The sequence below is a fragment of the Fictibacillus marinisediminis genome (assembly GCF_023149135.1).
Taxonomy (GTDB): domain Bacteria; phylum Bacillota; class Bacilli; order Bacillales; family Fictibacillaceae; genus Fictibacillus_C; species Fictibacillus_C marinisediminis.
In genome coordinates this window covers 883,407-910,138 of the sequence record NZ_JAIWJX010000002.1, presented here as the reverse complement: position 1 = coordinate 910,138, position 26,732 = coordinate 883,407, and the positions used below count along the sequence as shown (strand labels likewise).

Below are 26,732 nucleotides of genomic sequence, written 5' to 3'. Positions count from 1 at the left end.
ACACGCACAAACCTCTTTGGACAGACATAATCTTTTTTTTAAAAAATAAAAATAGTGTTGGAAGGAGTTGATTGCCTATGGTGGAAGATTACAATAATCAGGAGCAGACGGATGAAAGAAACTGGGCACAGATGCACCATCTTTGTAAGCAGCACTTGTATTTTCATGTGATTATTACCATGCATGATGGCAAGAAAACGGAAGGGATCATAACAAATGTGGATGGCCAGAATCTCCATATGATGGTTCCTCAGGACATTCAGCAGCCGCAACAGGGCGGGCAAGGGAGCCAGCAAGGAATGCAAGGCCAGCAGGGCATGCAGGGAACACAAGGAATGCAAGTGCAACAAGGAATGCAGGGGCAGCAGGGGGCTATGGGAAGAGGGGACAATGAAGAAAATCGTGTATTTTTTGGCCGGCCATGGTTTGGAAGAAGGTTTTTTCCAGGGATATTTCCCCTTGCCGCTATAGCTGCACTCTCCCTATATCCTTATTACTATCCGTATCCTTATTACCCTTATCCTTATTATTGATGACCAGCTGGTTCTCCAGCTGGTTTTCCATTGGGTGCTTCTTTCTTGTTTTCCATTTCCTCAATTGCCTCTTCTTCCTCTTTCAGAACCCCCTCATCTAGTTCTTCTTTGTAAGCATATGACAACAGCAGAGATACAAGTATACCGCCGCCGATTAGATTGCCGATACTTGCTGGAACCAGATTAAGCAGAATAAACTTATACCAGCTGATATCAAAGCCTTCAAGGACGGATATACTGAAATAGCCCATGTTGGCCACAGCGTGCTGAAAGTTTCCGGCTTCGAAAATGATAACAGGCAGAGCAATACCGAGAATCTTGCCAACCACATCTCTTGCGGCGGTAGCAAGAACCGCTGCTGCTCCGATTAGCCAGTTTGCCAAAATACCTGAAAAAAGAACCTGAAACCAGCCCCATGTTCCTCTATGTGTAAATTCCATTTTCTTTTCTACGAATGTGAGCAGGTAATCATAGAATTCATCGTGCAGCGAGCCTGAAAGGTTTAAAAGAAAACCGACAAATAGAGCTCCCACAAAATTTCCAATGTAACAGATAAACCAAAAGGACAGCAGTTTTTTGCTGATCCAAAACTTGCTCTGCATGATATAACTGGGCAAGAGTATGTTTACTTCCGTAAATAATATGGAACCTGATAAAAAGACCATCGCGTAGCCAATCATAAATCCGATACCAGCCATTAAATTCACAATGCCGGCCGATTCAATGTCCATTGTCAATAATACTGAACCTAGAGCTCCAAAAGCGATAAAAGCTCCTGCCAGACTGGATAGAATTAATTGTGCCAAATAAGTGGTTTGTATGGATTCTTTTCCTTTTCTAATAAACGTTTCAACGATTTGGGCAGGGAAATAATATTGTCGCTCAGGATATTTTTGGGGAGTTTTAGGATGCGCGTTTTTATGTTCGGATTTATTATTCATTTGGGACCTCCATTTCCTGTAACTTAGTTTCCCTTCAAGTCCTCCTCGTCAAACAGCGTCTTATTTAAAATACAAAAATAAGACGCTGTTTATGTAAATTAACATAAACTTGCGCCTTATTTAAAATACTTGCTATTCACTTGTTGATTTTCCTTTCTTTACTTAGAACACATGCCTTGCATCACTTGCAGACTTGCATCTTTCAGTTTATTTTCTCCTTTTTGGCTTCCCACATGCCCACATGATGCGAAAATAGTTTTCACGTACTATTTCCTATTGCGCCATGATCCTAGCATGCTTCGCTAACTTTTGTCATCGGAACCACGTCCTCTGAAGTTTTAATGTTTCCATTTTTGGTTTCCCACATGTCCACATATCTCAAAATCAGTTTTCACGGGCTGATTTTTTAGTGGATATGATTTTGACATGCTTCGCTAACTTTTTTCATTGGAATCACGCCTTTAAAAAGGATGTATGGATAATTGTTGCTTGGCAGACTCTGAAGACCCGCATACTGTGCCTGTTAAATAGTTTAACTATTTGTATAGGCTTGTTTAGCATGCTTCGCTAACATTCTTCATTGGAATCTACTCCCTTCTTTTGTTACATTTATAATACTTTATGTGATGATAAATTAAAATATTCAGAATAATCTATTTCATCTGATTTTAAGCGTTTTTGCTTGCTTCTGCCTTTTAGAACAGGTTTTTTTATAGAATTCCTGCTTTTTTCTCAAAATTCAACAAAAACAATATAAAACCTTCATAAAATCAGCAAAATCTTTTCTTTTCTCCTCAACAACAAGCTTAGTCATGGCTCGCATGATGTATGGCCTGTTTAAGTAGATCAATGACATGTCCATCGTCCATGGAATAAAACAGGGTGGTCCCTGAACGGCGAAACTTCACAAGACGCAAGTTCTTTAAAAATCTTAATTGATGAGAAACTGTAGATTGCAAAAGAGACAAAGCCTCTGTTATTTCATTCACACTGCATTCTTTTTGAGAAAGCAGATGCAGAATCCGTATCCTGGTAGGGTCAGAGAGCGCTTTGAACGTCTGTGAGACAATAAACAGCGTTTCTTCATCTAACTGAACGTATTCTTCATTATTAAAGTCAGTTTTTGAATCCATCAAAATCCCCCCTTTACACTCATGTATTCGATCATACCCATTGAAAGCTGAATTGGTTAAAAGATTGAAAACGAACGTATAAAAGAAATGCCGCCGAAGCTGTAGGCTACGGTAATCCTTTTTAAAGGCACCTCGTAAAAAATCCGTATATTCTTTTCTTCCCCTGAATGAATTGTCTGCTTTTTTAACGGTATAAATTTATCAGCTGCCAAAAAAGAAGCTTCGGCAGGAACCTCATTGTTATTCACATACAAGGCATCTACCTTCAATGAAAACCAGCCTTCGTTCTTTACTTCCATCCATGTTTCATTGGCTGATTTCTTATGTTCACCCACCACGGAAAGCGGAGGATTCAGGCTTATAAAAAAATAGATGGCTGCCATGGTCATGACCACTATGGCAATCGGTCTGTTTTGATATTTCTTTTTCATATTTCACCACCCGGCTGCTTCTGTTGCCTGCTGTTATTCCCTCTCTATTCTCCCCTCTGTATCATTAACCAGCATTTTTTATGACAGCTGCTTAGACAAGGCAGAGGAGTGGAACAATACAAAGGAAGGAAAACATATGCAAAATAGTAAGAAATTTTTAGTTTCTCTGCTATGCTTTATGTAATTAGTATTTGAAAGGATGGTCTTGTGAGAAAAAAAGGTCTGTCTCTCATCACAGCTCTTTCCATTTTATCAGCTTTTTTATGGCTTGCGGGACTTGCCTGGGTCATACAGGACCAGTTTTTTTCAGCTGGCGGCCAGCGGATGGATACCCTTAAACAAGACAGCGGTAAAACTGCCAGCGATTCAGCGGATGGAACGGGCAGGAACTTACGCATTGCAGCATTAGGAGATTCCTTGACAAGGGGCACTGGCGACCCTGATGGCAAGGGCTACATCGGTTACTTGAAAGAAGAATTAGCAAAGAAAACAAAAAAAGAGATTGAGCTTTCCAATTCCGCTATAAAAGGGCAAACATCAAAGGAACTTCTTGACCAGATCAGCCAGCAGCAGATCAAACGCCAGATTAAAAACGCTGATGTCATCCTGCTTACAATCGGAGGCAACGATTTATTCCGCGGCGGACAAGCTCTTCAGCAGCTAAATTCGCAGAGCATCAATAAAGCAGAAGAAGCTTACCTTAACAACCTGAAAGAACTATACAAGGAAATTCGTTCGCTTAACAAGACTGGGACCATCTATCATGTTGGGCTCTACAACCCATTCAGCGATATGGAGGATTCCAAGAAAACGTCCAGCATCGTCCGGAAATGGAACTTTGATTCCGCTAACGCGGCGGCTGCTTATCCCAATATTATTTATGTCCCCACCTTTGATCTTTTTGAACTTAATGTGAATGACTATCTTTTCAGTGACCATTTTCATCCGAATAAAGAAGGCTATCAATTAATCGGAGAGCGCACTGCTTCCCTCATTCATTTCAGCGAGGAGGAAAAGAAATGAGCCAATCACCTGCTCTTTCCGTTAGCAACCTGCGGAAAACCATCCGCAAAAAAGAAATCATTAAAGGACTTTCCTTTGAATTATATCCTGGTGAAGTCTTTGGCTTTCTTGGACCGAACGGGGCCGGAAAAACAACCACGATCCGCATGCTTGTCGGGCTGATCAAGCCCACATCAGGATCGATCTATATCGGTGGAAAGAACGTTCAGACCCAGTTCGGGGAAGCGATGAAAGACTTGGGCTGCATTGTTGAAAACCCTGAGCTTTATCCTTATTTAACAGGCTGGGAGAATCTTGAACATTTTGCCCGTATGGATTCCTCCATCCATGAGAGCAGGCTTCAAGAAGTCGTCGAACTCGTAGATATGGGCAACAGGATAAATGATAGAGTGAGTACCTATTCTTTGGGTATGAGGCAGCGTCTCGGAATAGCCCAAGCCCTGCTTGGCAACCCAAAACTGCTTATACTTGATGAACCGACCAACGGGCTTGATCCTGCAGGAATCCGTGAAATGAGAGAGTTCATCCGCTTCCTGGCTGAAAAGGAGAAATTATGCGTGATGGTTTCCTCCCACCTGCTTAGCGAAATTCAACTGATGTGTGACCGTGTAGCCATAATCTCGAAGGGCAGCATCATCACGATCGACACTGTAGAATCATTACTGGCTGAACAGGAACGGGTTGTTTGGAGTGCAGAACCGCTGGGTAAAGCGAAGCTTCTGCTTGAAGAAGTTACAACTGTGACAGAATCAGACGGCAGGCTTATCACATTATACGATGAGAATCAAATAGGAAACTGGAACAGGATACTTGTTAACGCCGGGATTGAAGTAAAAGAGATGAAAACGAAACTCCCTGCCCTTGAAGATCTTTTCTTAGAACTTACAGGAGGAGAGCATATTGACTAAACTTGTTCATAATGAATTGCTGAAGCTGTTCAGAAAAAAGCGGCTGTTTGTCATCATCCTGATTATTGCTGCCCTCGTCCCCCTTTTTACGTATGCTCAATACCAGCAGGCAAAGACCACTCAGGAGAAGCTTGGGAATGCAGATTGGCGTACGAAGCTCCAGCAGGAGATTGTTGACACACAGAACCGTCTAAGTTCAAGCCGGCTACAGGATGACTGGAGAAAATATTTAAAAATTCGTTTGGCCCAGCAGCAATATTATCTCGATCATGATGTTAATCCCCAGGCTCCAGGTGCTCCAACGTTCATGAGAGTTTTCGTTGAAAATTCAATTACTTTGCTTCTTCCGCTTCTTGTTATGGTGGCTGCAGCAGATCTAGTTTCCTCTGAAGCAAGCGGGGGAACCATCAAGCTCCTTCTCACCCGGCCGGTGAAACGGTGGAAAATTTTACTGAGCAAATATATAGCGCTCCTATTATCAGTATCGCTTATTGTAACAGCAGTGGCCTTTCTTTCTTACACTATATCAGGTTTAGTCTTTGGCTATGGAGGATGGGATATGCCTCTTTTGACCGGATTCAGTCCAAAGGGTGAAGAACTGCTGACAAACAACGTTCATCTCATTCCTCAATGGCAATATGTTTTGATGGAATTCGGTCTGGTATGGTATGTATGCCTTGTTGTTGGAACATTAACCTTTATGCTATCTGTACTGTTGAGGAGTACTGCTGCAGTTATGGGAATCATGCTGGCAGCATTGATCGCCGGTGCTATTCTTTCCAATATGGTATCTTCATGGGAAAGCGCTAAATATCTATTCATGGTGAATTTAGCCCTGACTAATTATATCAGCGGCATGGCTACTCCGATTGAAGGAATGTCCCTCGGCTTTTCGTTAAGTGTACTATTGGCTTGGGCTGCCGGCGGCCTCATAGTCGCCTTCGCTGTCTTTACGAAAAGGGATGTATATTAAGATACGGGTGCCTGGCACCAGAAATAACAAAAAAAGCTGGAGCAGATAGGATCTGCTCCAGCTTTTTTATTGACTTAAACTCCGCGTTCCGGTGTATCTGATGTATTCTTTTGATTGGCGCCAGAACGTTTTTTCGCTAATCCAATTAGAACGACAGCGGCAATGATAAGAATTTCAAATCCATATTTAATGAACGGATTGCTGAAATATTCTTTTAGGAACGGTTCCCCAACAATCATTTTAGCAGCAGTCCAAGCCAGGATTCCTGCTCCGATCGTAATAATAAATGGAAACTTGTCGATGAGTTTCAGGAACAGTGTACTTCCCCATACAACGATAGGAACAGAAATAAGTAATCCAAGGATGACCAGCAGGAAGTCACCATGAGCAGCTCCTGCTACTGCAAGTACGTTATCGAGACCCATTACCGCATCTGCGATAATGATGGTTCTGATCGCTGCCCAGATACTATCCTGAGCTTTAATATCATGATCCTTGTCTTCCACCATAAGCTTATAGGCGATGTAAATCAGGATTAGTCCTCCTGCAAGGAGCAATCCTGGTACTTTAAGCAGCCAGACGACCGCCATCGTAGCCAGCGCACGAATAATCACCGCCCCAACCGTTCCCCAGATGATTACCTTTTTTTGCTGCTCTTTTTTCAAGTTTCTTGCTGCAAGTCCTATCACAATCGCATTGTCGCCTGCTAGCACCAGATCGATAATGACGATGGATAAGAGAGCAGAAAAGAATTCTGCCGTAAAAAAATCCATTGGTTAATTTCCTCCTCAGCATCTTGCTGTAAAAATGAAACATTATGATAGCGTTTGATCCTTATTTCCCCATATCATTTCTTAAAAAGCCTTGAGACATGCAAGAAAAATTGCTTTGTTTTAAGTTATACGGATATCAAGAAAGAAAGTTTCAATCATTTTGAAATTTATATCATGAAAGCAGTCTCTATTGCTTATACAAGGGGAATACTGCATGTAACGGCTAAAAAGGAGTTAGTTATGATCGTATTTTTAAAAGAACTCAAACTTCGTTTTTTTGAAGACAAGGTGTTTGATCTTTCTGCACAGCTTGCTTACTATTTCTTGGTGTCACTCTTTCCTTTTTCATTTTTAATCTTCACCATTTTAGGGTTCCTTCCCATTTCATCCGATTCAGTGCTTGAGATTATTCGCCCGTTCGCTCCAGTACAGGCTTTTAACTTGCTGGAATATAATTTGATTTCTGTTCTTGATCAGAACAGGAGCGATATTTTTTCTATCAGTATTGTTATCACCATCTGGCTGTCTTCCATCGGAATTCTTGCCATTATCCGTGTGTTTAACCAAGCGTATCACGTGATCGAGAACAGGCCTTTCATCCGGGAACTCTTTCTTGGCATCTTATTGACTTTAGGTCTCGTATTTGCCATCGTCTCTACCTTGCTATTGCCTGTATTCGGCAATTCGATCGGTACTTTTCTGGCGAACAGGCTTGGCTACGGCCATCCGGCATTCCACCTATGGAATACGACCCGCTGGACGTTAAGCTTCGGTATTCTGATGGTGATGTTTGTTTCACTGTACCTGATTGCTCCGAATATTCGCTTGAAGCTGAAACAGGTGTTGCCCGGAGCCTTCTTCTCTACGATTGGATGGCAGCTGATCTCCATCGGTTTTTCCTATTATGTAACACTTTTCGATTACCGGCAGATCTACGGAAATCTTGGCGCATTGCTCACCCTTATGATCTGGTTCTATCTCTCTGCGATGATTCTTATTATTGGCGGACAAATCAACGCGGCCTTGCTGACAATTCATAAGAGAAAAGCAGAACAGATATAATTTTCTGTCGAAAGGCTAGAACAGGATTGACTTTTTCACCGTTCCATATAATGATTTAAGATATAGATTAAAGTTACTTTACATAGAGGATGATGGCCTGAAATGTCGTTAAAGAATTTAATTATTATTGGGTTAGTGCTGGCTGTGGTTATTTTTCTGATCCCTTACAGCATTCCTTTAATATTAGCCCTTGTAACCGCTCTTGTGCTGGAGCCTGCAATTAAGCTTTTCATAAAGAATTTTAAGATGAAACGGTTATTGTCTGTTACAGTCGTGTTTATTTTATTTCTAGCAGGATTTGGACTTCTCTCCTATTGGCTGACTACAACATTGGTGGTTCAGACGATTGAATTCCTGTCACTTGTTCCTTCTTATGCTGTAAAAGTGTTCGGCCTTATTGAAAAAGATTTATATAAAGCAGAAAAACTTTATGCTTCACTTCCTCCCGAAGTTATTTCAACGATACAGAATGCCTTGAAGGGCTTTAAGACGTTTGCTGGAAGTTTCGCGTCCAAGCTGACGAATGGAATCATAGCGGTTATTGCTTCCATCCCTCAGCTGTTGATCTATCTCATCATCTATCTGGTCGCTGTGTTTTTGATTTCTCTTGATTTACCCCGGCTCTTCGCCAATTTTCTCAATCTGTTTACAACATCTGCAAGAGAAAAGGTCGAACTCGTTTTCACACAGCTTTCCAGAGCGACTGTCGGCTTCATCCGGGCTCAGATTATCCTTAGCTTTATCACGTACGTACTTGCCTTGATCGGCCTATTAATCCTTGATGTGAAATACGCTGTACTTATCGCACTGTTTATCGTATTGGTTGATATTCTTCCTATCTTAGGGACAGGGTCGTTTATTGTTCCTTGGGCCGTCTATAACTTTGTGGTCAGCAACGATTTCCTGGCCATCGGTCTAATGATTATGTTCGCTGTACTGACAGTCATCCGGCGGATCATTGAACCCAAAATCCTTGGATCCAGCCTCGGCATTTCAGCATTGGCAGCATTGATCAGCCTTTATCTCGGCTTTCAGCTCCTGGGATTCGTCGGTCTGATTGTAGGCCCTGCACTTGTCATCATCTATGAAGCTCTACGGAGTGCTGGATTTGTTAAAATTAAAATCGATTTTTAAATCTCATCTTAAAACAGGTCCTATCATTCAGGACAAAAGTACAAACTTTGGTTTGTACTTTTTTTATTTGTAGGTTAGAAATCCTATCATTTATGGGAATTATAGAACTAGATACAGAAAAAGGGACACGGGCAACGAATAACTATGTTTGCATGTCTTGTAGATGTTGGAGGAAATATGGCAACTGATGTAAAAGAACGCGACTATTATTTTGATAATGCAAGATTTATTTTAATCTTATTGGTGGTGCTGGGTCATTTCATCTCCCCCATCAAAAGCCAAAATGACTTGCTCTATACCCTTTATAACTTTATATATACGTTTCATATGCCAGCCTTTATCCTTATTTCCGGCTTCTTTACAAAGGGAGTATTCAAGGATGGCTATTTGGCAAAGATTTTCAGAAAAGTTCTTGTTCCCTATGTTGTCTTTCAATTAATCTATTCATTCTTTTACTATGACTTATATGATAAAAGTGAAATGAAGCTTAATTTTTTTGACCCGCATTGGACGATGTGGTTTCTGTTAAGCCTGGTATTCTGGAACATCCTATTAAAGGTATTTGTAAAAATAAAGTATCCTTTAATCCTTGCGATCGGAATTGGAGTTGCTGTCGGTTATATTACAGAAATAGGATCATATTTAAGTTTATTGAGAACCTTTGTATTTTTTCCAGTGTTTCTGCTAGGTCATTATTTGACAAAAAGGGATTTCAAACAGATTTTAAAACCATCGATCCGGATCGCTTCCAGTATATTCATGGTCTTAATGTTTCTGGCTTATCATTTCTTTATCCCAGACCATGCCAAAGACTGGCTTTTATCTTCTTCATCCTATGCGGAAATTCTCGGGCATAACGAATGGTATGGAGGATTTATCAGGCTTGGTCTCTATGCTGTTATGTTTCTTGCCACATTCAGTTTTTTGGCGATCATTCCAAAGCGAAGATTCTTTTTTACGGAATTTGGCGAAAGGACGTTATATATTTATTTACTGCATGGTTTCGTATTAAAATATTTATTTACAACAGATTTGTTCTCCTCCATCGAGAAGAACAACTATTATGTGATGCTTCTCGTTCTGGCCGTTATCGTTACAATGTTCCTTGCCAGCAAGCCGGTTATAGCCCTCGCCCAGCCGCTCATTGAACTGCGCTGGACCAAGCTGAACCGTATGCTCAAAAAGGATGAGTGATATTAAAAAACCATCTCGGATTAAATTTCGAGATGGTTTTTTGTGTTATTTTGATTTTTGAAATAATAAAAACTGAAGAATAAGATAGGCAGCCAAGCGGCTGGTCATGTCTCTAAAATCAATGGCGGGATCAATCTCCACGAGATCCATGCCTTTTACAATCGGGTGGGTTGAAAGGAACTGAATGCCCCTGATCAGTTCTTCACTGTGCATGCCGCCAGGGCCGATGGCAGGACATCCTGGTGCGAAAGCCTGGTCAAGAACATCCATGTCTACTGAAACATAAACAGCAGATACCGACGATTTAAGCTGTTGAATGCTTTCTTCCAATATAGGAATGATACCACGGCTGTTTACTTCGCTCATAGGATAAACAGTGACACCTTTCTCTTTAGCATAGTCACTATAGGTCTTTCCATTGGAAAAATCACGCAGTCCAATCTGGATCAGGTGCTCTCCTTTGATCTTATTCCGTTCGATCAGGTTTCGAAAGGGAGTCCCGTTTGAAGGGCCTCCATCTTCGAGATTGCGCAGGTCGTGATGGGCGTCAAACTGGATAATGCCAACCGAACCATAAACGCTGGAGAAGGCTGCGATGCTGCTGGCGCTGATTGAATGGTCTCCCCCGAGTACGATTGGAATCATACCGGGATTGTGCTGCAGCACTCCTTCCAATGCATGTTCGAATCTGGATTGCGTTTCCTTGAGATCTGTCACATGAGGCATGATGTCACCCAGGTCGGTGATGACTGATGATTGCAGATCGGTGTCCTTTTCGATGCTGTATGTCGTAAACGAATTCAGCATTTTCCTGATCACTTCCGGTGCCGCCGAAGCTCCTGAATGGGAAATCGAGGTTTTGGATAACGGCATCCCGATGAGCCCTATGCCGCTCACCTTCTCTCCGTTCCAGTCCACGAGCATTTCTCCTGCTTTTTTAATCCCCCGGTCAATGAACTTTGGTTTTCCAGAAGGCTTTAAATGTTCGATATCATGCATAAGCAGGCTTCCTTTCTCCTGCCTTCTTTCCTTTTTTCCACACAGTGTTCACGTGATTCACACCGTAATGATAAGGCAGATAGTGATAATTGGGGGCATCCCAAAGAACGAGGTCGGCCCACCTTCCCGTTTCAATGGCTCCAGCTTCACACCCTCTGCCAATGGCATACGCAGCATTGACTGTAACAGCATTCCAAATTTCTTCAGGCTTCATTTTTAGTCTTAATGCCGCCAGGTTCATAATAAACTGAAGATTTTCCGTTGGAGAACTTCCCGGGTTGAAATCTGTGGACAATGCAACTGCTCCGCCTGCCTCAATGATGCTTCTTGCTGGTGCATAGCTGTCTTTTCCAAGGTAGAACGTTGTGCCTGGGAGGAGAACGGCAATGGTTTCCGAAGTTCCAAGCATCCGTATTCCTTCTTCTGAAACACCTACGAGGTGATCGGCGGTAATGGCCCCGATCCCGCATGCCATCTCTGTCCCGCCTAGAGGATCGATCTCATCAGCATGAATTTTCACGTTAAATCCCAGGTCTTTTGCACGCTCAAGAAACCTTCGGGATTGTTCAACTGTAAATACACCTGTTTCGCAGAAGATATCCACAAAATCAGCCAGTCCCTGTTCTTTAATGTAAGGAAGCACATCCAGCATGCTCTCCAAAAATCCTTCTGGTTTCTCCTTATACTCAGCTGGAACAGCATGAGCTCCGAGGAATGTAGAAACAAGGTCCATATCATGAGCCTCATTCAATCGTTTGGCCACCCTCAGCTGTTTTAATTCTGTTTCACGATCCAGACCATATCCGCTTTTGGCCTCCATTGTCGTTACACCCAAACTCAAGCTGCGATCCAGATGAAACAATCCTTTTTGAAAGAGTTCTTCCTCGCTCGTATCCTTTGTTGCTTTTACTGTAGATAAGATTCCGCCCCCTCGTGCGAGAATCTCTAAGTAAGATACGCCCTGCTGTTTCAAGGCCATTTCATGTTCTCGTGATCCGCCAAATACAAGATGTGTATGTGGATCAACAAGGCCCGGGGATACAATTTTCCCTTTACAATCAATGATTTCTTTGGCTTCTAAGCCCTTCGCTTCTTCTGTTGTGCCTATAAATGCAATCTTTCCATCCTTTATACCGAGTGCAGCGTTTTTGATCACAGGAAGTGTGCTCATATCCTTGCCTCGTTTTGGTCCATGCGATCCATGAATAGCCAGAAGCTGATCAATGGAGATCAACAATGTATCCAGCATTTTACCCCTCCTATTCTTCCATCATCGGGATTTGAACTCCCTTTTCCTTGGCTGTTTTCTTTGCCAGGTCATATCCTGCATCAGCATGGCGTACAACACCCATGCCAGGATCCGAAGTCAGCACCCGCTCCAGTCTTCTCGCTGCATCATCTGTTCCATCTGCTACAATTACCATACCGCTGTGGAGTGAATAGCCCATTCCGACTCCTCCGCCGTGATGCAGGGATACCCAGCTCGCCCCATTTACGGAATTGATGAGAGCATTCAGTATCGGCCAGTCTGCTACAGCGTCACTGCCGTCCAGCATGCTTTCGGTTTCTCTGTTTGGAGAGGCCACAGAGCCGCAATCCAAATGGTCACGTCCAATCACAATCGGAGCCGAAAGTTCTCCCTTGGCGACCATTTCATTAATGATACGGCCGAATTTCGCCCGTTCACCGTATCCGAGCCAGCAAATTCTCGAAGGAAGTCCTTGGAACTGGACTTTTCCCCTTGCCATTTTAATCCAATTGCATAAGTGTTCATTATCGGCAAATTCTCTTAGAATGACTTCGTCTGTTTTATAAATATCCTCCGGATCGCCGGAAAGAGCTACCCATCTGAAAGGCCCTTTCCCTTCACAAAATAGAGGACGGATAAAGGCCGGAACAAAACCTGGGAACTGGAATGCATCTTTTACGCCCTCATCAAAGGCGACCTGGCGGATGTTGTTGCCATAATCAAACGCCACCGCTCCCTTTGCCTGCAGGTCAAGAATCGCCTGTACGTGTACGGCCATGCTTTCCTTTGCCTTTCGGATATACGTATCTGGATTTTCCGTCCGCATTTTTTCCCCTTCCTCCATCGACATTCCAGCAGGAAGATATCCATTTAGCGGATCATGAGCGGAAGTCTGGTCAGTAACAAGATGCGGTATTTCATTTCTTTCTGCCAACTGGGGCAATAGCTCAGCAGCATTTCCCAGCAAGCCGATGGACAGCGGCTTCTCTTGAGCCATGGCTTCCTTTGCCAGCGATAATGCCTCATTCAAATCCTTGGCAAGCACGTCACAATATTTAGTATCGATTCTTCGCTGGATGCGGGAAAGATCGCACTCAATCGCGATCACAACCCCTCCGTTCATCGTAACTGCCAGCGGCTGTGCTCCTCCCATGCCTCCAAGCCCCGCTGTAACGGTTAACGTTCCTTTAAGAGAATGGTTAAAATGCTTGCGTGCCGCTTCAGCAAACGTTTCAAAGGTTCCTTGCAGAATTCCCTGTGTACCGATATAAATCCAGCTTCCAGCCGTCATCTGGCCGTACATCATGAGCCCCCGTTTTTCTAAATCACGGAACGTCTCCCAATTGGCCCATGCTGGTACAAGGTTTGAGTTTGCAAGTAAAACTCTCGGTGCGTCTGGATGAGACTTAAATACTGCTACAGGTTTACCGGATTGGATCAGGAGGGTTTCATCGCTCTCCAGTTTCTTAAGGGATTCCACAATTTTTTCATAGCTCTCCCAGTTTCTCGCTGCTTTCCCGATTCCTCCATAAACAACAAGCTCTTCCGGTTTTTCAGCAACTTCTGCATCAAGGTTATTCATCAGCATCCTCAGTGCTGCTTCTTGAACCCATCCTTTCGTATTTAATTTGTTACCGCGTGGAGCCGAAATTTTTTGAATGGTATTTGACATGGTTATTTCCTCCTCTTAGCATTGCATTTCTTTTGAATTTTCGTTTGGGTGTTTCAGAAGTCCGTCCCATTGAACTTCTTTCAGCCAAGCATTCATTCGTTCAATATCCGTGGAAAAAATTCTGTCAGACGTAATAGGAGGACAAACGGCAGAAGCCTGGTCATAGATTTTACGGGTTGCGGGTGCAAGGAGATCTATCCCTCTATAGTAGACGGCTTGAAGAGCGCAGATCATTTCAATAGCAAATACTCTTCTTACATTGGTGATAATCTGGTAGGCATGCCGTGCCCCGATGGTTCCCATACTGACATGGTCCTCCTGATTCGCCGAGGAAGGAATAGAATCCACACTCGCAGGATGAGCAAGCGTTTTGTTCTCAGAGACCAATGAAGCCGCACAATATTGCATGATCATCGCTCCAGACTCAAGGCCTGGATTAGCGCTGAGGAATGCCGGGAGATCACTGAGCTGAGGATTGACCATCCGTTCGATCCTCCTTTCTGAAATGTTGGCGAACTCTGCCATCGCAATGCTGAGAAAATCCATGGCAAGGGCAATCGGCTGGCCATGAAAATTGCCGCCTGATATAACCTTTCTTCCTTCATCAAAAATAAGAGGGTTGTCTGTTGCTGCATTCATTTCGATTTCCAGCTTCTCTTTTACATAGCCCAGTGCCTGCCAGGATGCACCATGTACCTGAGGAATACAGCGGATAGAATAAGCATCCTGCACTCGTACTTCTCCTTGCCGCGTCGTCAGCCGGCTGCCTTCCAAGTAGGAAAGGATGCGTTCAGCTACTGCTGTTTGCTCTTTATAACCGCGCGCCAGATGAATGTCTTTGTCAAAAGCGTCAGTGATAGCTGTTAAACCTTCCATCGTTAACGCAGCTATGGCTTCTGACTGGCTGGCAAGCTGCTCTGCTTCTAAATAGGCCGCAACTCCCTGAGCTGTCATCGCCTGTGTGCCATTGATGAGGGCAAGGCCTTCTTTAGCCGTAAGTGTGAGCGGCAGGATTTCTTCCTGCAGCAGCGCCTCCATCGCTCTCATTCGCTTTCCGCGGTACCATACTTCTCCTTCACCGATCAAAACAAGAGCCAGATGGGACAGCGGTGCAAGATCACCGCTTGCTCCCAAGGACCCTTGCTGAGGAATTACCGGATGGATCTGGCAGTTTACAAGTTTAATCAGGGTTTCTACTACAGCCGGTCTTACTCCCGAATATCCTTTTAATAGAGCGTTGGCACGCAAAACGACCATCAGGCGGCTTACATTTTCAGGAAAAGGCTCTCCTACCCCGCATGCATGGCTTCTTATTAAATTCAATTGCAGTTTTTCAGTATCCTCCGGAGCGATATAAACATCGCTTAGCTTTCCGAAACCTGTCGTGATCCCATAAATGACTTTCCCTTTTGCAACAATATCCTCTACTGCTCTTCGGCTTTCTTTTACTCTTTTTATACTTTCTTCACAGGCAATCACTTGTTCATTGGTACTTAAGATGCTTTTTGCCTCTTCTAAAGTCAATGTATGTCCTGTCAGAACTACCATTCGTCATCCTTCTCCTTTTTGGATAATGTAAAAAAAAAACGCAAAAAGAGGCTGCATTTAAAGAACAGCAAAAAAACCTGTTCCTTGAAACACAGCCCCCTAAATTCCACTATTTGCTATGGGCTTTTATTTATATATGATTGATGCCGAGTCCGATGGCTTCATGTTCCAGACCTTTGACCGGTGCGCCGATCGTCCCGTATAAAGCTACAGCAATCCATTCTCCTTCTTCCGGCTGCTCATATGGCTGTCCCCTCACAATGGCAAACCGTAAACCTACCGTCCGAAGAACCGTTCCAAGCTGAACTTGCCCCCGGGTAACTCCGTGAAGCGCTTCCATAATGGCATGGTATAACGCATGGGTTTCACGATAGACCTCTCCATTGATGACCTGGTTCTTTTTTGCAGCTGTTTCGATTGCTGCCACTACTTTATTCGATTCCATGGAACCTACTTTACCGGTGCAGTGGAGCCATCCGAGTTCGCCCACCTTCGATTGGTGAGATTCATCCAATACATAAAGCATGGCAAGCTTGCCGATTAACTTCTGTTCTGCAAGAGACATCTTATCCACTACTTTCGCTTAAATCGCAGCTTTCACTAATAACTAATTGCTCACTACACTCAGTTTATGCCTTTCTGAATTGTTCGTCAATTCCCTTTCAACAACTTATCACTTTATCAGGGCAGCATGTCACATGTATAAACTAGTAATCTATCGGGCATGCTGTGTTTATCAATCAATGAAAGAGAGTGGTAGTGTTGATTAACCTTCAAAAAGAAATTGTACATGCCACCATGAAACGGCCTCCCGTTAAAAACGAGAACAGCCATGATTTTTTCATCGGCTATGATGGACAAGATACTCCTTTCCTACTGCTGCCAACAACACCAGGGCTGCTCCTTGAAGATGAATGCTATGGCATTTCATTCCAGAGGGATGTATGCAATCCCTATAAATACCATTTGGATACACACATCGTCCCGGTCGACTTGAATAATATTCGCATGTTCATCGACCACCTTGCTTTCTTTTTCGGACCTGACCATAATATGCTGAACATTTACCTGGAAAGCAGCTGCTATCAGGCCTATGTAAGCTGGAGCACTAAGAAACAAGAGGAGGTAATTAAAGAGACATTGTTGAAGTATGATGCTGTTTCTTCATTAGATGAGAAAAAGAAATACAGTGAATTGTTAGAACAGCTTTTAAGAAATTGACTTAAAAATCTTGATCCTGGAAAAGTTATCTACTTAGTTAGCCATTGACAAGACCATCATTCGACAATATACTACAAATAGTTTGAAAATAAAAATTTTCAATATATTCAAATTATAAAGATTAATCAATGAATGGGGGACATCAATGAGTATTTTCAGAAAAAAATCCATTTCAGAAATGTTAGCTCAAAGTAACAATAAAGGATTGAACCGCTCATTAGGAGCATTTGATTTAACATTATTGGGCATCGGGGCTATTATAGGAACCGGAATATTTGTTTTGACTGGGGTTGTAGCAGCTGAACATGCTGGTCCTGCTCTCATCCTTTCTTTTATCATATCTGGTCTTGCTTGTGCTTTCGCCGCCTTCTGCTATGCCGAGTTTGCATCAACCGTTCCTATCGCCGGCAGTGTTTATACCTATACTTATGCCACGTTAGGTGAAGTTTTTGCCTTTTTGATCGGCTGGGATCTGATGCTGGAGTACTTGCTCGCCACATCTGCTGTTGCAACCGGCTGGTCCGCTTATTTCCAGTCATTGATCGCTGGATTCGGCCTTCACCTTCCAGTTGAGCTTGCAACAGCTCCAGGAGCCGGCAAGGGGGGATGGATTAACCTCCCGGCGGTTATCATCATTTTGCTGATTACTACGCTATTAAGCAGAGGAATCAGGGAGAGCGCCCGCGTCAACAATATTATGGTATTCATAAAGCTTGCTGTTATTATTCTGTTTATTGTTGCCGGTGTCGGCTATGTGAAACCGGATAACTGGACACCATTTATGCCGTTTGGTTTCGAAGGGATTGTAGCTGGTGCCGCAACGGTATTCTTTGCCTATATCGGATTCGACGCAGTAGCAACCGCAGCCGAAGAAGTGAAACGGCCGCAGCGTGATCTGCCTCTCGGAATTATCTGGTCGCTTACCATCTGTACCGCATTGTATATTGTGGTATCCCTTATTTTAACTGGTATGGTGCCCTACAATAAATTGAACGTAGCAGACCCAGTTTCCTTCGCCCTGCACTACGTAGGCCAGGATTCCATTGCAGGTCTTGTATCAGTCGGTGCGATTACGGGAATTACCACTGTTCTGCTCGTCATGCTTTTCGGACAGGTTCGAATTTCTTATGCGATGAGCCGCGACGGCCTGCTGCCGCCGATACTTTCTAAAGTTCATCCGTTATTTAAAACGCCATTCAAAAATACCTGGCTTACGGGATTTATCGCAGCCGGAATTGCCGGTTTTATCGATCTTACAACGCTTGCACACCTAGTTAACATGGGAACATTGTCAGCATTTGCTCTTATCGCTGTAGCTGTGATCGTGTTAAGGAAAACACATCCAAACCTGGAAAGAGCATTCAAAGCTCCATTCGTTCCTGTATTGCCAATCTTAACCGTTTTATTCTGTCTTTACTTGATGATCAGTCTTCCTTCGATCACATGGATTTCCTTTGTCATCTGGATTGCTATCGGCCTAATCGTTTATTTTTTCTACGCCCGCACGAGAAGCAAACTTAATTAAATAAAACCAAAAAAAAGAGGTGCGGAGAATTTCCCGCGCCTCTTTTTATCCTGTATATACATCGCCATCAGGATAGTGAATGATTGCTTTATTCAGTTTCGAGGGAGAAGTGCCCCAGCCCGATTTTCCCCAAGAACATGATGCAGATGAATCTTCAGAGGATTTACACTCCTTCATTTTCGAAACGGTTTAAATCTTTATTTTGTCCGATCACTACGAGAACATCACCTGGCCTCAATACCACATTGGCAATCGGAGAAACAAGAATATCGTTGTCTTTTTTTATTGCGACAATATTACATCCGTATTTGGCACGGACATCAAGTTCCGTCAGGGTTTTGCCTGCAAGTTTGTCAGTGACTCCTACTTCAATGATGCTGTGTTCGTTGGATAGTTCAATAAAATCAATAATTTTCTCAGACGTAATAAGCTGGGCTACCCTGAGGGCCATGTCACGTTCAGGATGTATGATTCGGTCCGCACCCACTTTTTCAAGGACTTTATGATGATAGTCATTTTGAGCTTTAACCCAGACTTTGTTCACTCCTGCTTCTTTTAAAAGAAGCGTAGTTAAGATACTGGACTGGATATCTTCCCCAATCGATACGATCACATGATTGAAATTTCGAATACCGAGGGCGCTTAACGCTTTCTCGTCTGTAGAGTTTGCCTGTACAGCCTGAGTAGCAATACTGGCGTATTCATTTACCCGCTCGATATCCCGGTCAACAGCCATGACTTCATATCCCATTTTTGCAAATTCTCTGCATATGCTTCCACCGAAACGGCCTAGCCCTATAACGGCAAACTGCTTGTCCATTCCTCTCTCTCCCTAGAAAACAAATATTAGATAAGAACAAATAAAAAAAGACCATTATAAAAATGGTCAGCTACTTTCCAAACTGTCCCTTTCTTCCTGTATAACGCTTACGAGGTTAGCTGCCGGATTAAGAATTGGAAGTATCCCTTCTTATTTCTAAGATTCACCCCAAAAAAGTGGTTCCCCCGCTCTTAAAAAGCTCTTTAAAATTAAGCGATTTAAAGGCTATGCGATTTTGAATAAATATAATGTAATCCTGCAAATGTTAATTGTCAATGCTTTCTTAAGGACTTCATTTCAGGTTAAAAAACGCCTGCTGCCTGCATTCCAATAATTGAAATGCCAAGGAGCCATACATATATAGCAAAGCCCTTTAAAGAACCTTTTTTCACTAGAGAGATCATCCATTTAACCGCTAAGTAGCCGAATAATGCTGACATGGCTGTCCCAAGGAAAAGGGAGAAGAACGATAATTGTTCCGCCTGGCCGCCCAGCACATCTTTCACTTGAAACAGACACCCTCCCGCGATAGCCGGTATAGATAACAAAAAGGAAAAGTAAGCTGCTGTTCCTCTGTCAATCTTACGGAAAAGTGCTGCAGCAATCGTTAACCCTGAACGGGATACTGCAGGCAGGATTGCTGCTCCCTGAAAACTTCCAATTAAAACCGCATCCATAATCGTAATGTCTTCCAGCTGCTTATGTCCTCTTGATTTCATGGTATCCGCAAACCAAAGCACACACCCTGTGGCAAGAAACTCCCATCCTACAGTAACACCGGTCTTCGAGATCTCCTCAAAATAGTCCTTAAATGACACGCCTATAATAACGGTGGGTATAGTGCCTGCCACAAGCAGCATGGACAGTCTGCTGAAGGGTTTCTTAATCAGTTCTTTGATCTCATTCCAATAAATTGTCACCACTGCAATCAGTGTGCCAATATGAAGCATACTGTCGAGGAACAGCCCTGCTTCATCCAGTCGAAAGAAATGCCTTCCTAAAAGAAGATGCCCTGTGGAACTTACAGGCAGAAATTCAGTCATCCCCTGAATAATCCCTAATATGACCGCCTCAAGCCAATCCATGTGTTCACCTCTTATCACTCATCATGATAAAACGTATTCACCGGAAAGGAAAGTTAGTACAAGGGTTTACTACAGAATACCGGAAAACAGCCGAGCAATCGATTCCTTCGTCCGCTCCCATAATCCTCTTTTATAAAAACCGACAGGCCGTACCTTTTCACTATCTTTTATATCTTCCTCATAATGTTCCGCGAGGTCTTTTATCGATGAAGTCCCCGTTAAAAATACATTCACTTCAAAATTCAGATGAAAACTTCTCATGTCCATGTTCGCTGTACCGATGGATGCCATGTCCCCATCTACGATGATAACTTTCTGGTGTAAAAACCCCTTCTTATAAGAATAGATTTCAATTCCGCTGCGCAGCAATTCAGGAAAATACGACCTTGTAGCATACTGCGTCAGAAAACCATCGTTGATCTCCGGCACCATCAGCCTTACCTGAACCCCTTTTCTTGAAGCAATTCTTAATGCAGTTCTGATGGCTTCGTTCGGAACAAAATAAGGCGTAGCAATCCAGATGGATTTTGTTGCACAGGATATGAGGGAATAATACAAATCACTCATGATGCCTTCCTGCGTATCCGGTCCGCTCGGAACCACTTGAACCACCCCATCCCCTGCAACAGGAACAGGCTTGATATACTCTTCCTTCTCAAGCAGGTATTCTTCACTGACGTAATCCCAGTCCAGCAAGAACACAGCGTGAAGCGTTTGAACGGCTTCTCCCTCCATGACCATATGGGTATCACGCCAAAAACCGAATTTTTGGTCCTCTCCCAAATATTCAATTCCTACGTTCAGGCCTCCGACAAATCCTACTGCTCCATCAATGACGATAATCTTACGGTGATTTCTAAAATTAAACTTTTGATTAAAGAATCCATATTTAATAGGCAGGAACGAATAAACCTTAATGCCAGCTTTTTTCATTCGGTCGACTTCATGTGATGCGAGGGTGAGGCTTCCAACCGCATCATATAAGAAGCGAACTTCAACCCCTTCTTCGGATTTACGAATTAAAATATCGATAATTTCTTTCCCAAGACGGTCCGATCTGAAAATGTAATATTCAATATGTATGTACCTTGTGGCTTCCAGCAGTCTGCGTTTGATTTCAGGAAATGTTTCTTCCCCATTCTTAAGGATTTTTGTCTGGGTGGCACTGTTTTGAAAGGTCATCGTTACGTTGTGCGCAAATCTTGAAAAACAAGCTTGATGCTCATTAAATAAAGACCAATCCGGTTTCTGTTCTCTTTTAGCAAGCAGCAGCAATTCTTCTCTGTCATGCTTCCGTTTGCTCTTGAAAAGGTGGCCCTTTAAGTAAAGCTGTCCGGAATACAGGTAAAAAATATAACCGAAAAGAGGAAAGAACACTAAAGCATAGATCCAGACCAGCGTATGCTGTGCTGTCCGGTTTTCGAGCAGAAGAGAATAAATAGTGATAAAAAGGATCGCAAAATAAGCAGTGGCGCTCCCCCACTTCCAATACAATCCCATATTTGAAAAAATGATGATGTACAAAGCTGCAATCATTGCAAGGACAAATAGAAATTCAAGAATTCGTTTCATGGTTCATTCTCCTACTGCTTGGTTTTCAACTAAAATTCCCGTAAAATCAGTCCAATAAACCAAGAAGAAGGAGAAAGCTTCTCCCTCTTACCATTCATCTTCATTATGTTCAAACAAATCGATGACCCCAAGTACGATATGTGCAAGTCCAAACCCAAGCAGGATGTTAGAAAGTGAAGAATACTTGCGTGTGTTACCTCTAAAAGAAAAAGAAGCCAAGCTCACAACGGTTCCTAATATAGTGGGAATCAATCCTTCTTTTCTCAGCATAAAGATCCCTCCTTCATCTTGAATATCTATAGTATTTTCAACTTCAGCCGGAGTATGAAATATTTCATTTCCAAACCCTTTACGCAAATCAGAATGAGCAAAAGAAAAAACAACGGAAAAAGATCCGTTGTTTTTTTATGGTGCGAACGTCAGCTCTTCGCTTTTTGCGGTACTCTTCCCAAATTTTCCGTAAATCGTAATCAGCATTTCACGCTCTTCCTGAGAGAGTTTGCTCAATAAATTTTCCATACTTACCAGACGTCTCTCTTCAGCTTCATGCAAGATTGCAATTCCTGTTTCGGAAAGCTCCAAATAAACAATTCTTCGGTCAGCTTCACTGCGGTAACGCTGCACGTAATTCTTTTTATAGAGACGATCCACCGCTACGGTTACTGCACTCGGCTTCACTTCAAGCATTTCAGCCAATTCAGTAACTGTCCAACGGTCTCTTACAGATAGCATTCTCATTAAAATGTATTGGGTTCTGGTTAGATCTCCTTCACCTGTCGTTTCCGGATGCAAACTTTTAGACAGTATATAATGAGCCACTTCCAGCTTTTCAACATATGCCTTTAGTCCTTCTATTTTCATTTAATAGAATCCTCCAACTTTATGAACTAATAACATTATACTAAAAAATCTAAACATTGGAAATTTATTTTTTTGGGAAATTGGGATTTCTAGGTCAAATGACACATTTGGATAAAATTGACACAATTTACGGGATGAGGTAATATAAATTTATAACGTTCAATATAATTTGAACGTTCAAAAGGAGGAGAACATGCAGGAAATTTATTATATGGAAGATGCCGAACAGCTAAAAGTCATTAGCGATCCCCTTCGCTTAAAAGTCTTATGGGAAATTATTGATGAAGCCAAAACAGGAAAAATGATTGCAGATATTCTCGAAGCCCCCGCCCCTAAAATTCATTATCATTTAAAAGAACTAGACCGTGTAGGATTGATTACAGTAGAAAAAACTGAGGAAAAAAACGGCATCATCCAAAAATTTTATCGTCCAATCGCCAGAAATTTTTCTGTTGAAAACATTCTTAAACAACACAAGGATCATGTAAAAAATGAATTATCCGATACGCTCAGGGAAAACGTTCTTATTTCCCTTGGTAAAACAAAAAGCTATTTGCGCAGGGTAGACAGCCGCTTGTTCGAAGAGTGGAAACAGATTAAATTCGGCTATGAGCAATTGTATTTAAATGAGGCTCAAATCCAGGAGTTTGAGAAAAAAGCGAAAGAACTGCAGGAGTTAATGAACTCCTTTAAAATAAACCGGCAGCAAGACGGAGAGCTCTATCACATGCTGCTGCTGGCATTTCCGTTCCGTGAACCCGAATATCCTGACGAATAGGAGAGTGCTTGACATGGCAGAAGCTATAATCAAAGAAGAACAGCCGGCAATTCCGGTTTCTTTTTTCAGCCAGAAAAAGTTTATGCTCTTGTGGGGAGTTACTTTTTGTTCAGCCTTCAGTATTGCAATTTTTTTGTTTTCTCAATCCTGGTACATTGTAAAAACACTTAATATGGAAGCCTCTCTTGGAATGGTAATGATCGCATCAAGTATTCCCCGCCTCCTGTTCATGGCTGTCGGAGGGGTCATCGCCGACCGTGTAAGCCGGACCAAAATCTTATCGGTCTCTAACCTTACACGCTCCATCCTGCTCGGCGGACTTCTGATTTTGCTCGGCTCAGGTGAGGTTTCTGTCTATTCATTTGCCGTATTCGGACTCGTCTTTGGAATTCTCGATGCCTTCGTCTGGCCTGCAAACAGTGCGCTTCTTCCAATGCTTGTTGAGGATTCTCAGCTGACAAGAGCAAACTCCATCATTCAGACGACTCAGCAAGCCTCTATGATCATTGGGCCGATGATTGGAGGATTCCTTGTCTCATGGGGAGGGTACCTGCTCTCCTTTTCTGTACCGGCAGTCATGCTGTTATGCTCGGCTTTCCTCAGCAGATTGATTAACTTAAAGCCTGCCTCCACTGACAGCAGCGGCGCACCAGGTATTTTCGCCTCCATCAAAGAAGGCTTTTCCTTTGTTAAGACTCAGCCATTCCTAATCGCCCTCTTCATCAGTACCATATTCATAAATTTAAGCGTAGTAGGGCCGTTGATGATGGGATTACCCATTTTTGTAAAAACCATCTTGCATGGTTCTGCTCTCGATTTCAGCTATATGGACGGGTCAATGGCTGCAGGAATGGTCGTCAGTTCTCTGGTCATCGGCTTCCTCAATGTAAAAAGATACCGCGGCATGTTAGCGACGGCCGCCCTGTTTTCCATGGCGGCAGCTCTCATGCTTTTTAGCCAAACTCACTTTCAAGCCGGGTGCATGGCCGTCTTATTTCTAATCGGCATGACATTTCCAGCAACGAATATCCCTATCCTCTCTATTTTTCAGCAATTAGTGGATAGGTCGATGCTCGGAAGGCTTTCAGGATTATTAACCATGGCTTCCTTGGGGTTAACCCCTGTTTCCTATGCGGTTACCTCTTTCTTTCTTTCAAATGGCGTCTCTATCACTTCCATTATGTTTGGCGGCTCCTGTTCATTGCTGCTCGTCAACTTGATTGTACTTTGGAAATTGCCTGTATTTCGTAAAACCAGCTGAGGAGGAATAAACGTGAGAATACTGATCATTGGCGGTACACGATTCGTAGGAAGATATATTGCGGCTTCATTTTTACAGAAAGGCCATCAGGTTACTCTTTTCAATCGGGGGTCAAACCAAGAACTGTTTCCTGAATGCCAAACCCTGATCGGAGACAGAGACAGCGATTTAAAGCCATTACAAGGACAGAAGTGGGACGCTGTTGTCGACACGTGCGGATATTTCCCGAGGCAGACTGAACAAATGGCGAAAACTCTGAGGGATTCAGTTCCTCACTACACGTATATTTCTTCTGTATCCGCCTATAAAAGCATGGAGGAAAAAAACCAGACAGAAGAAAGTGAACTTGGTGTCCTTGCGGATCCAGCCACAGAGGAAATAACCGGAGAGACATATGGCCCATTAAAAGCCGCCTGTGAGGAAAAAATCAAACAGACCTACGGTGAGTCCTGTCTGATCATCCGTCCCGGCTTAATTGTCGGACCCCACGATTATTCAGACAGATTTACGTATTGGCCTGCCAGAGCAGCGAAAGGCGGGGAATTTTAGCACCTGCAGAACCAGACAGACAAGTTCAATTCATTGATGTCAGGGATTTGTCTGAATGGATCGTTTCAATGGTGGAGAAAAAAGCAGCTGGAGTGTTTAATGCAGGAGGAGATCATTATAGGATGGCTGAAGTCCTGAAAGCCTGTCTCTCTGTCACCAAATCCGAGGGTGAGCTTATTTGGGTAGAAGAATCCTTCTTAAATGAGAAAAAAGTCGATGAATGGTTGGAACTTCCGTTATGGATTTCCTCCAAGAAATCCATCGGAATACAGCATATGAACAATGACAAAGCGATCGCCTCCGGGCTTGCTTTCCGAAGTATCCGAGAAACCATTATGGACACCTTTAACTGGGATAAGACCAGAAATATGAAACCAGAAGACTATAAAGCCGGCATGTCCCCGGATAGGGAGAAGGAACTGCTATCCGAATGGCGCGCCAAAACAGTGTCACATTCTTGATCATTTCTGAAAAAATTGGAAAATTGGGTGACTTCCCCATGGCACTTGTCCAGTCTTGAACAATAACAGCTGCATATTGTAATCATGTAGAGAATGTCACTCTATCCTGCCGGCTTAAAAGTCTCTCCGGCAGAAAAAGCTCTTCCCCACCCCAATTCTTCATCATGCGTTCGGCTTTTGCCATAATCCCTAAGATTATGGCTTTTTTTTGATTATTTCTTTCTGGGCAAATGGAACGAAGAATAAGGATCTGTGTACTTCGTCAGTTCAGACGGCAGCTTTCCAGCCGTAAATACCTGCTGAATTTCACGGTGGCTGATCTCCATCTTGGCTAAAGCTGGATAGATTGAATAATCCGTTTTCTGCTGATAGCGGCTGTCCATCGTTTGGAAAGCCTTTAGTGTAGATTCTTCAATTTCATTTACATACTGATGAATTTGATGAATCTGCTGAACAATCATTAAATATTCTGCCTTCAAACGGTGCATTTCCTCTATCTTTTTCTTCATCGTTCTTGTAGCAGCATCCACTTCACGGTCTCTTGCCTGATGAAGGGTATTCACAAAATCCTTCATCCTGTCCCGTCTGGTTTCTTTAAGCTCATCCAGATGTTCCATGGCATCCCGTTCCTTCGCTAACAGCCTGAGATACTCGTCCTTACTCTCATGAAGGGCTTCCATACTGACACGGGAATTTCTTCTGCCATACTGTCCAAGAAGACTCTCATACTCTGAAGAGGCCATTTCCTTCTGCTTATGTAGGATCTTCCATCGATCATTTGCCTCTTTTATACGTTCTTCATAATCCTTGCTTATTTGATTAAACTGCTTAAGTTCAGGATACATACCGTACTCCTTTCTAATAGGAAATGCTGAAGTGTCCGTTTAGGCCCTCGAAGGACGAAAAAAGCTTTTAGTTTTCGTCCCTGGACACTGAAGCTGGATCAGCAAAATTCCATCTTCTATATTATTCGTGAAAGGAATCTTGTTTAATGGTCTCGAAGTTTAGAGGGTTAGAACTATATTC

28 protein-coding genes and 1 riboswitch are annotated in these 26,732 nt (G+C 42.9%); of the genes, 13 read left to right on the top strand and 15 right to left on the bottom strand.

All coding sequences use genetic code 11. The annotated features are described in order from the left end of the window. The first annotated feature begins 77 nt into the window (after positions 1–77). On the top strand, positions 78–533 hold the full coding sequence (locus LCY76_RS05050; RefSeq protein ID WP_248251711.1) for a hypothetical protein: 456 nt from the start codon (positions 78–80) through the stop codon (positions 531–533). On the opposite strand, the gene LCY76_RS05045 is transcribed toward LCY76_RS05050, so the two are convergent. The 3 genes from LCY76_RS05045 to LCY76_RS05035 form a co-directional block, all read right to left on the bottom strand. Continuing rightward, on the bottom strand, positions 527–1,474 hold the full coding sequence (locus LCY76_RS05045) for a formate/nitrite transporter family protein (protein WP_248251710.1): 948 nt from the start codon (positions 1,472–1,474) through the stop codon (positions 527–529). The genes LCY76_RS05050 and LCY76_RS05045 overlap by 7 nt on opposite strands. An 806-nt stretch (positions 1,475–2,280) precedes the next feature. Next, entirely contained in the window at positions 2,281–2,607 is a 327-nt protein-coding gene (locus LCY76_RS05040; protein ID WP_248251709.1) for an ArsR/SmtB family transcription factor, read from the bottom strand. Between the two features lie 56 nt (positions 2,608–2,663). After that, positions 2,664–3,038, bottom strand: a complete 375-nt coding sequence (locus tag LCY76_RS05035) for a hypothetical protein (protein WP_248251708.1) — start codon at positions 3,036–3,038, stop codon at positions 2,664–2,666. 207 nt (positions 3,039–3,245) lie between these two features. On the opposite strand from LCY76_RS05035, the gene LCY76_RS05030 reads away from it, so the two are divergent. The 3 genes from LCY76_RS05030 to LCY76_RS05020 are packed head-to-tail and all read left to right on the top strand — an operon-like array spanning position 3,246 to position 5,942. Beyond that, a complete protein-coding gene (locus LCY76_RS05030) occupies positions 3,246–4,061 on the top strand; it encodes an SGNH/GDSL hydrolase family protein (protein ID WP_248251707.1) in 816 nt (271 codons plus the stop codon). Beyond that, entirely contained in the window at positions 4,058–4,969 is a 912-nt protein-coding gene (locus LCY76_RS05025) for an ABC transporter ATP-binding protein (protein ID WP_248251706.1), read from the top strand. Before LCY76_RS05030 ends, LCY76_RS05025 begins: the two co-directional genes overlap by 4 nt. Next, positions 4,962–5,942, top strand: coding sequence for an ABC transporter permease (locus LCY76_RS05020; RefSeq protein ID WP_248251705.1), 981 nt, complete (start codon positions 4,962–4,964; stop codon positions 5,940–5,942). The genes LCY76_RS05025 and LCY76_RS05020 overlap by 8 nt, the downstream gene beginning before the upstream one ends. Positions 5,943–6,016: 74 nt before the next feature. On the opposite strand, the gene LCY76_RS05015 is transcribed toward LCY76_RS05020, so the two are convergent. Then, a complete protein-coding gene (locus tag LCY76_RS05015; protein ID WP_248251704.1) occupies positions 6,017–6,715 on the bottom strand; it encodes a TerC family protein in 699 nt (232 codons plus the stop codon). 240 nt (positions 6,716–6,955) lie between these two features. Here LCY76_RS05015 and LCY76_RS05010 point away from each other — a divergent pair, with 240 nt between their 5' ends. The 3 genes from LCY76_RS05010 (at position 6,956) to LCY76_RS05000 (ending at position 10,105) form a co-directional block, all read left to right on the top strand. Next, entirely contained in the window at positions 6,956–7,777 is an 822-nt protein-coding gene (locus LCY76_RS05010; RefSeq protein ID WP_248251703.1) for a YihY/virulence factor BrkB family protein, read from the top strand. Positions 7,778–7,879: 102 nt separating this feature from the next. Continuing rightward, complete coding sequence (ytvI, locus tag LCY76_RS05005) at positions 7,880–8,911, top strand: sporulation integral membrane protein YtvI (RefSeq protein ID WP_248251702.1); 1,032 nt, start codon at positions 7,880–7,882, stop codon at positions 8,909–8,911. 177 nt (positions 8,912–9,088) lie between these two features. Next, entirely contained in the window at positions 9,089–10,105 is a 1,017-nt protein-coding gene (locus tag LCY76_RS05000; protein WP_248251701.1) for an acyltransferase family protein, read from the top strand. A 45-nt stretch (positions 10,106–10,150) separates the two neighbouring features. On the opposite strand, the gene hutG is transcribed toward LCY76_RS05000, so the two are convergent. The 5 genes from hutG to hutP all read right to left on the bottom strand — a co-directional run bounded on the left by hutG (position 10,151) and on the right by hutP (position 16,138). Beyond that, positions 10,151–11,104, bottom strand: a complete 954-nt coding sequence (gene hutG, locus LCY76_RS04995; RefSeq protein ID WP_248251700.1) for a formimidoylglutamase — start codon at positions 11,102–11,104, stop codon at positions 10,151–10,153. Continuing rightward, complete coding sequence (hutI, locus tag LCY76_RS04990) at positions 11,097–12,353, bottom strand: imidazolonepropionase (RefSeq protein WP_248251699.1); 1,257 nt, start codon at positions 12,351–12,353, stop codon at positions 11,097–11,099. Before hutI ends, hutG begins: the two co-directional genes overlap by 8 nt. 10 nt (positions 12,354–12,363) lie before the next feature. Then, a complete protein-coding gene (hutU, locus tag LCY76_RS04985) occupies positions 12,364–14,025 on the bottom strand; it encodes a urocanate hydratase (protein ID WP_248251698.1) in 1,662 nt (553 codons plus the stop codon). A gap of 15 nt (positions 14,026–14,040) precedes the next feature. Beyond that, entirely contained in the window at positions 14,041–15,573 is a 1,533-nt protein-coding gene (gene hutH / locus LCY76_RS04980; protein ID WP_248251697.1) for a histidine ammonia-lyase, read from the bottom strand. 130 nt (positions 15,574–15,703) lie between these two features. Then, positions 15,704–16,138, bottom strand: a complete 435-nt coding sequence (gene hutP / locus LCY76_RS04975) for a histidine utilization transcription antiterminator HutP (protein WP_248251696.1) — start codon at positions 16,136–16,138, stop codon at positions 15,704–15,706. A gap of 194 nt (positions 16,139–16,332) precedes the next feature. On the opposite strand from hutP, the gene LCY76_RS04970 reads away from it, so the two are divergent. Next, entirely contained in the window at positions 16,333–16,794 is a 462-nt protein-coding gene (locus tag LCY76_RS04970) for a hypothetical protein (protein ID WP_248251695.1), read from the top strand. Positions 16,795–16,939: 145 nt separating this feature from the next. Next, entirely contained in the window at positions 16,940–18,319 is a 1,380-nt protein-coding gene (bcaP, locus tag LCY76_RS04965) for a branched-chain amino acid transporter BcaP (protein WP_248251694.1), read from the top strand. 163 nt (positions 18,320–18,482) lie between these two features. On the opposite strand, the gene LCY76_RS04960 is transcribed toward bcaP, so the two are convergent. The 5 genes from LCY76_RS04960 to LCY76_RS04940 all read right to left on the bottom strand — a co-directional run bounded on the left by LCY76_RS04960 (position 18,483) and on the right by LCY76_RS04940 (position 22,657). After that, positions 18,483–19,139 carry a potassium channel family protein gene (locus tag LCY76_RS04960; RefSeq protein ID WP_062236478.1) on the bottom strand — a complete coding sequence of 219 codons (657 nt, stop codon included), beginning with the start codon at positions 19,137–19,139 and terminating at the stop codon, positions 18,483–18,485. An 89-nt stretch (positions 19,140–19,228) separates the two neighbouring features. Continuing rightward, positions 19,229–19,365: riboswitch (cyclic di-AMP (ydaO/yuaA leader) on the bottom strand. Positions 19,366–19,441: 76 nt separating this feature from the next. Beyond that, on the bottom strand, positions 19,442–20,224 hold the full coding sequence (locus LCY76_RS04955; RefSeq protein ID WP_248251693.1) for an undecaprenyl-diphosphate phosphatase: 783 nt from the start codon (positions 20,222–20,224) through the stop codon (positions 19,442–19,444). 69 nt (positions 20,225–20,293) lie between these two features. Beyond that, a complete protein-coding gene (gene cls / locus LCY76_RS04950) occupies positions 20,294–21,796 on the bottom strand; it encodes a cardiolipin synthase (RefSeq protein WP_248251692.1) in 1,503 nt (500 codons plus the stop codon). 87 nt (positions 21,797–21,883) lie between these two features. Further along, positions 21,884–22,066, bottom strand: coding sequence for an asparagine synthase (locus LCY76_RS04945; protein WP_248251691.1), 183 nt, complete (start codon positions 22,064–22,066; stop codon positions 21,884–21,886). Positions 22,067–22,201: 135 nt separating this feature from the next. After that, the gene (locus LCY76_RS04940) at positions 22,202–22,657 is read right to left on the bottom strand and encodes a MarR family winged helix-turn-helix transcriptional regulator (protein WP_248251690.1); all 456 of its coding nucleotides are present in this window, start codon (positions 22,655–22,657) and stop codon (positions 22,202–22,204) included. Positions 22,658–22,850: 193 nt separating this feature from the next. Between LCY76_RS04940 and LCY76_RS04935 the strand changes: the two genes are divergently transcribed. Genes LCY76_RS04935 through LCY76_RS04920 form a run of 4 tightly spaced genes read left to right on the top strand, consistent with a single transcriptional unit; the run spans position 22,851 to position 25,706 of the window. Beyond that, complete coding sequence (locus LCY76_RS04935; RefSeq protein ID WP_248251689.1) at positions 22,851–23,435, top strand: ArsR/SmtB family transcription factor; 585 nt, start codon at positions 22,851–22,853, stop codon at positions 23,433–23,435. Between the two features lie 13 nt (positions 23,436–23,448). Continuing rightward, on the top strand, positions 23,449–24,696 hold the full coding sequence (locus LCY76_RS04930) for an MFS transporter (RefSeq protein WP_248251688.1): 1,248 nt from the start codon (positions 23,449–23,451) through the stop codon (positions 24,694–24,696). Positions 24,697–24,708: 12 nt separating this feature from the next. Then, on the top strand, positions 24,709–25,245 hold the full coding sequence (locus tag LCY76_RS04925) for an NAD-dependent epimerase/dehydratase family protein (protein ID WP_248251687.1): 537 nt from the start codon (positions 24,709–24,711) through the stop codon (positions 25,243–25,245). Positions 25,246–25,292: 47 nt separating this feature from the next. Further along, on the top strand, positions 25,293–25,706 hold the full coding sequence (locus tag LCY76_RS04920; RefSeq protein WP_248251686.1) for a Rossmann-fold NAD(P)-binding domain-containing protein: 414 nt from the start codon (positions 25,293–25,295) through the stop codon (positions 25,704–25,706). Positions 25,707–25,918: 212 nt separating this feature from the next. Here LCY76_RS04920 and LCY76_RS04915 read toward each other — a convergent pair whose 3' ends face one another. Beyond that, positions 25,919–26,551: a hypothetical protein gene (locus LCY76_RS04915; RefSeq protein ID WP_248251685.1), complete on the bottom strand. Its 633-nt coding sequence runs from the start codon at positions 26,549–26,551 to the stop codon at positions 25,919–25,921. Positions 26,552–26,732 lie beyond the last annotated feature (181 nt).

Bases quoted from the DNA above. Each gene is read 5' to 3' on its own strand.
- LCY76_RS04940 (WP_248251690.1), bottom strand. From the start codon at position 22,657: ATGAAAATAGAAGGACTAAAGGCATATGTTGAAAAGCTGGAAGTGGCT.
- LCY76_RS04935 (WP_248251689.1), top strand. From the start codon at position 22,851: ATGCAGGAAATTTATTATATGGAAGATGCCGAACAGCTAAAAGTCATT.
- LCY76_RS05025 (WP_248251706.1), top strand. From the start codon at position 4,058: ATGAGCCAATCACCTGCTCTTTCCGTTAGCAACCTGCGGAAAACCATC.
- LCY76_RS04955 (WP_248251693.1), bottom strand. From the start codon at position 20,224: ATGGATTGGCTTGAGGCGGTCATATTAGGGATTATTCAGGGGATGACT.
- LCY76_RS05010 (WP_248251703.1), top strand. From the start codon at position 6,956: ATGATCGTATTTTTAAAAGAACTCAAACTTCGTTTTTTTGAAGACAAG.
- bcaP (WP_248251694.1), top strand. From the start codon at position 16,940: ATGAGTATTTTCAGAAAAAAATCCATTTCAGAAATGTTAGCTCAAAGT.
- hutG (WP_248251700.1), bottom strand. From the start codon at position 11,104: ATGCATGATATCGAACATTTAAAGCCTTCTGGAAAACCAAAGTTCATT.
- hutU (WP_248251698.1), bottom strand. From the start codon at position 14,025: ATGTCAAATACCATTCAAAAAATTTCGGCTCCACGCGGTAACAAATTA.
- LCY76_RS05035 (WP_248251708.1), bottom strand. From the start codon at position 3,038: ATGAAAAAGAAATATCAAAACAGACCGATTGCCATAGTGGTCATGACC.
- LCY76_RS04960 (WP_062236478.1), bottom strand. From the start codon at position 19,139: ATGGACAAGCAGTTTGCCGTTATAGGGCTAGGCCGTTTCGGTGGAAGC.
- LCY76_RS05040 (WP_248251709.1), bottom strand. From the start codon at position 2,607: ATGGATTCAAAAACTGACTTTAATAATGAAGAATACGTTCAGTTAGAT.
- LCY76_RS05045 (WP_248251710.1), bottom strand. From the start codon at position 1,474: ATGAATAATAAATCCGAACATAAAAACGCGCATCCTAAAACTCCCCAA.
- LCY76_RS05015 (WP_248251704.1), bottom strand. From the start codon at position 6,715: ATGGATTTTTTTACGGCAGAATTCTTTTCTGCTCTCTTATCCATCGTC.
- LCY76_RS04945 (WP_248251691.1), bottom strand. From the start codon at position 22,066: ATGCTGAGAAAAGAAGGATTGATTCCCACTATATTAGGAACCGTTGTG.
- cls (WP_248251692.1), bottom strand. From the start codon at position 21,796: ATGAAACGAATTCTTGAATTTCTATTTGTCCTTGCAATGATTGCAGCT.
- LCY76_RS04915 (WP_248251685.1), bottom strand. From the start codon at position 26,551: ATGTATCCTGAACTTAAGCAGTTTAATCAAATAAGCAAGGATTATGAA.
- hutI (WP_248251699.1), bottom strand. From the start codon at position 12,353: ATGCTGGATACATTGTTGATCTCCATTGATCAGCTTCTGGCTATTCAT.
- LCY76_RS05050 (WP_248251711.1), top strand. From the start codon at position 78: ATGGTGGAAGATTACAATAATCAGGAGCAGACGGATGAAAGAAACTGG.
- hutH (WP_248251697.1), bottom strand. From the start codon at position 15,573: ATGGTAGTTCTGACAGGACATACATTGACTTTAGAAGAGGCAAAAAGC.
- LCY76_RS05000 (WP_248251701.1), top strand. From the start codon at position 9,089: ATGGCAACTGATGTAAAAGAACGCGACTATTATTTTGATAATGCAAGA.
- ytvI (WP_248251702.1), top strand. From the start codon at position 7,880: ATGTCGTTAAAGAATTTAATTATTATTGGGTTAGTGCTGGCTGTGGTT.
- hutP (WP_248251696.1), bottom strand. From the start codon at position 16,138: ATGTCTCTTGCAGAACAGAAGTTAATCGGCAAGCTTGCCATGCTTTAT.
- LCY76_RS04930 (WP_248251688.1), top strand. From the start codon at position 23,449: ATGGCAGAAGCTATAATCAAAGAAGAACAGCCGGCAATTCCGGTTTCT.